At 32.6% G+C, this 3,979-nt stretch carries 3 protein-coding genes; all 3 read left to right on the top strand.

Going from position 1 to position 3,979, the window contains the following annotated elements; all coding sequences use genetic code 11:
• Nucleotides 1-1,119: 5-(carboxyamino)imidazole ribonucleotide synthase (locus AADI82_RS14195; protein ID WP_341217079.1), on the top strand; the 1,119-nt coding region annotated here is incomplete at its 5' end.
• A 69-nt stretch (nucleotides 1,120-1,188) separates the two neighbouring features.
• Nucleotides 1,189-1,668 (top strand): 5-(carboxyamino)imidazole ribonucleotide mutase, encoded by a 480-nt coding sequence (gene purE / locus AADI82_RS14190; protein WP_341217078.1) that lies wholly within the window; start codon nucleotides 1,189-1,191, stop codon nucleotides 1,666-1,668.
• A 290-nt stretch (nucleotides 1,669-1,958) separates the two neighbouring features.
• Nucleotides 1,959-3,979: M3 family metallopeptidase (locus tag AADI82_RS14185; RefSeq protein ID WP_341217077.1), on the top strand; the 2,021-nt coding region annotated here is incomplete at its 3' end.

The raw sequence follows: 3,979 nt of genomic DNA, 5'->3' as shown, positions 1-3,979 counted from the left end.
CTTGGTGGCGGACAACTAGGGAAAATGCTACTTAATGATACCCGAAAGTTTGATATCTACACTTGTGTTTTAGACGCTAGTAACGAAGCACCTTGCAAAATTGCTAGCAACGAATTTCACTTAGGTGATTTAATGGATTACAATGCGGTTTATAATTTTGGAAAGCAAGTTGATGTATTAACCATTGAAATTGAAAATGTAAATGTTGATGCGCTTGATGCACTTGAAAAAGAGGGTGTAAAAGTCTATCCATCTTCTAAAACATTACGTACTATTCAAAATAAAGCAACACAAAAATTATTTTATGTAGATAACGAATTGCCAACGGCTCCGTTTACAAGGTTTGCATACCTATCTGAAATAGAAGATGCTATTGAAAACGGAGGTTTAACCTTACCTTTTGTTTGGAAAGCGGCTCAGTTTGGATATGATGGTAACGGTGTAAAAGTTGTTAGAGCATTATCAGATTTAGAAGGATTGCCAAATGGCGAATGTATTGCTGAAAATTTGGTGCCTTTTAAAAATGAATTAGCTGTTATTGTGGCTAGAAATGTTTCGGGAGAAATTAAAACATTTCCTGTGGTTGAAATGGAATTTCATCCAGAAGCCAACCAAGTGGAATATGTAATTTGTCCTGCAAGAATTGATAATGATGTTGCTAAAAAAGCTATTGAAGTAGCGCTTAAAGTATCAAAAGCCTTTAATCATGTAGGTCTTTTAGCTGTTGAAATGTTTCAAACTAAAAACGATGATATTTTAATAAATGAAGTAGCACCGAGACCGCATAATTCAGGACATCAAACAATCGAAGCTAGTTACACGTCTCAATTTGAACAACACCTTAGAGCTATTTTAAATTTGCCTTTAGGACGAACCGATAGTAAAGTTGGCGGTGTTATGGTTAATTTGGTTGGTGCTGAAGGGTATACTGGTAATGTTGTTTACGAAAATATTGAATCTATAATGAAAATGAATGGCGTTACACCGCATATTTACGGAAAAAAACAAACCAGACCTTTTCGGAAAATGGGACACGTAACCATTGTTAACGAAGATTTAAATGAAGCACGTCGTGTTGCAGAAGATGTAAAAAAAGCAATTAAAGTAATAAGTGAATAAATCACAATAATCAAATCTCAAAAACCAAAATAACTTTTGGAATTTGAAATTTATAATTTGGAATTTAATATGAAAGTAGGAATAATTATGGGAAGTAAAAGTGATCTTCCTGTTATGCAACAAGCTATTGATATTTTAAAAGGATTTGATATAGAAGTTGAAGTAGATATCGTTTCGGCGCATCGCACACCTGAAAAATTATTCGATTACGGCAAGCACGCTCATACAAGAGGATTTGCTGTAATAATCGCAGGAGCTGGTGGGGCAGCTCATTTACCAGGAATGATAGCATCGTTATCACCGCTTCCAGTTATTGGCGTTCCTATTAAAAGCAGTAATTCTATTGATGGTTGGGATTCTGTTTTATCTATTCTTCAAATGCCTGGTGGTGTACCTGTTGCAACCGTAGCTTTAAATGGCGCAAAAAATGCAGGGATATTAGCCGCTCAAATAATAGGTTCTAACGACACTTGCGTTTTGGATAAAATTTTAGTCTACAAAGAAGGGTTAAAACAAATGGTTAACGAATCTGCTAAAGATTTAAAGTAAACAATCTCGAAAGAAACTCACAGGAAATTAAAACCTATTTTATTTTAACTCAAATATTGAAACATTATAAATATCACTTATTAAATAAAAAAACCTCGAATAAATCCGAGGTTTTTACAGCTATTAACAATAATTCTTACGAGTTAAAGATAACTCTCTGAAAAATCTTGGTCGAAAATAACAAAAAAAGTCTAATTAACTATTTTTTATTTTATAAAATCGATTAACGGTCAAGATCATTATAATTTCCATTATTTTAATCAAATAAATTACATTTTCAATTCATTATTATGTCAACTTTAAATACCCACTTTAACACACCATATAACACTGCTCCTTTTTCTAAAATAAATAACAGTGATTTTTTTCCTGCCTTTAAAGAAGCCATTAAAAAAGCCAAAGCAGAAATTGATGCAATTACTCAAAATACTGAAGTCCCTAATTTTGAAAACACTATTGAGGCTTTAGATTTTTCAGGAGGTCAGCTAGATAGAATTTCGAGTATTTTTTTTAATTTGAATTCTGCCGAAACAAACGAACATATTCAAAAAATAGCTCAAGAAGTTTCGCCTTTATTATCAGAATTCAGTAATGATATTACTTTAAACGAAGCATTATTTAAACGTATAAAAACGATTTATGATAAAAAAGACAAACTCAATTTAAGTGTTGAACAACAGACACTTTTAGATAAAAAATACAAAAGTTTTTCACGTAATGGCGCCAATTTATCAGAAGATAAAAAAGAAAAACTTCGTGAGATTGACAAACAACTAAGCAAATTAAAACTAAAGTTTGGAGAAAATGTATTAGCAGAAACCAATACATACGAAATGCTAATTACCAATGAAGAAGAACTATCTGGGTTACCCGATGGTGCCAAAGAAGCTGCTGCTCAATTGGCAGAATCAAAAGACAAAAAAGGATGGTTATTTACTTTAGACTATCCTAGTTATATTCCTTTTGTCACCTATGCTGATAATCGCGAATTACGCAAAAAACTATCTTTAGCATCTGGAGCTAAAGCGTTTAAAAATAACAAGTTAGATAATCAAAATAATGTTTTACAGATTACAAAACTAAGACACGAGCGCGCTAACCTTTTAGGCTACAAAACCCATGCGCATTTTGTTTTAGAAGAACGCATGGCAGAAACACCAGAAAACGTTGAACAATTTTTAAACGAACTTTTAGAAAAAGCAAAACCAGCTGCCAAAAGTGAGTTTGAAACTCTAGAAAATTTTGCTAAAAAGCTAGATAACATTAACCAACTTGAAAAATGGGATTCTGCTTATTATTCTGAAAAACTAAAACAAAAATTATTCAGTTTAGATGATGAACTTTTAAAACCGTATTTCAAACTAGAGAATGTTATATACGGTGCTTTTACGGTTGCTAATAAATTATTCGATTTACAGTTTGAAGAGATTAACAACATCGATAAATATCACGATGATGTTTTAACCTATAAAGTAACCGACAATAATGGCGATTTAGTTTCTATTTTTTATGCCGATTTCTTTCCAAGAGCAGGAAAACGTAATGGTGCGTGGATGACATCATTTAAACCACAATACATAAAAAATGGTGTAAATGAGAGACCTCACATTTCTATAGTTTGCAATTTTACAAAACCTACAAAAAGTAAACCATCTCTACTCACTTTTAATGAGGTTACAACACTATTCCATGAATTTGGACACGCACTTCATGGCATGCTTGCTAACACAACATATCCAAGTTTATCGGGTACAAATGTGTATTGGGATTTTGTAGAATTGCCAAGCCAAGTATTAGAAAATTGGTGCTATCAAAAAGAAGCTTTGGAGTTATTTGCAAAACATTATGAAACTGGTGAGGTGATTCCGATGGATTTAGTTAAAAAAATAAAAGCATCTTCAACTTTTCATGAAGGTATGCAAACACTTCGTCAGATTAGTTTTGGTTTATTAGATATGAGTTGGCATGGTCAAGATCCATCAAAAATTACAGATGTAAAAGCACATGAAATTGAAGCTTTTAAAAACACAAATCTATTTCCTGATGTTGCAGAAAACTGTATGAGTACGTCATTTTCTCATATTTTTCAAGGTGGTTACTCTTCAGGATATTACAGTTATAAATGGGCAGAAGTTTTAGATGCCGATGCATTTGAATATTTTGAAGAAGCTGGTGTTTTCAATAAAACGGTAGCAACCAAATTTAAAGACCATATATTAAGCAAAGGTGGAACAGAAAACCCTATGACACTTTATAAACGCTTTCGCGGAAAGGAACCAAAACCAGAAGCGTTGTTGAAACGTGCGGGATT

Origin of the sequence: uncultured Wocania sp., from assembly GCF_964021735.1 — a bacterium.
In the GTDB taxonomy this organism is placed as follows: domain Bacteria; phylum Bacteroidota; class Bacteroidia; order Flavobacteriales; family Flavobacteriaceae; genus Wocania_A.
Note: the sequence above shows the minus strand (reverse complement) of the source record. Positions and strands in the feature narration are given on the sequence as shown.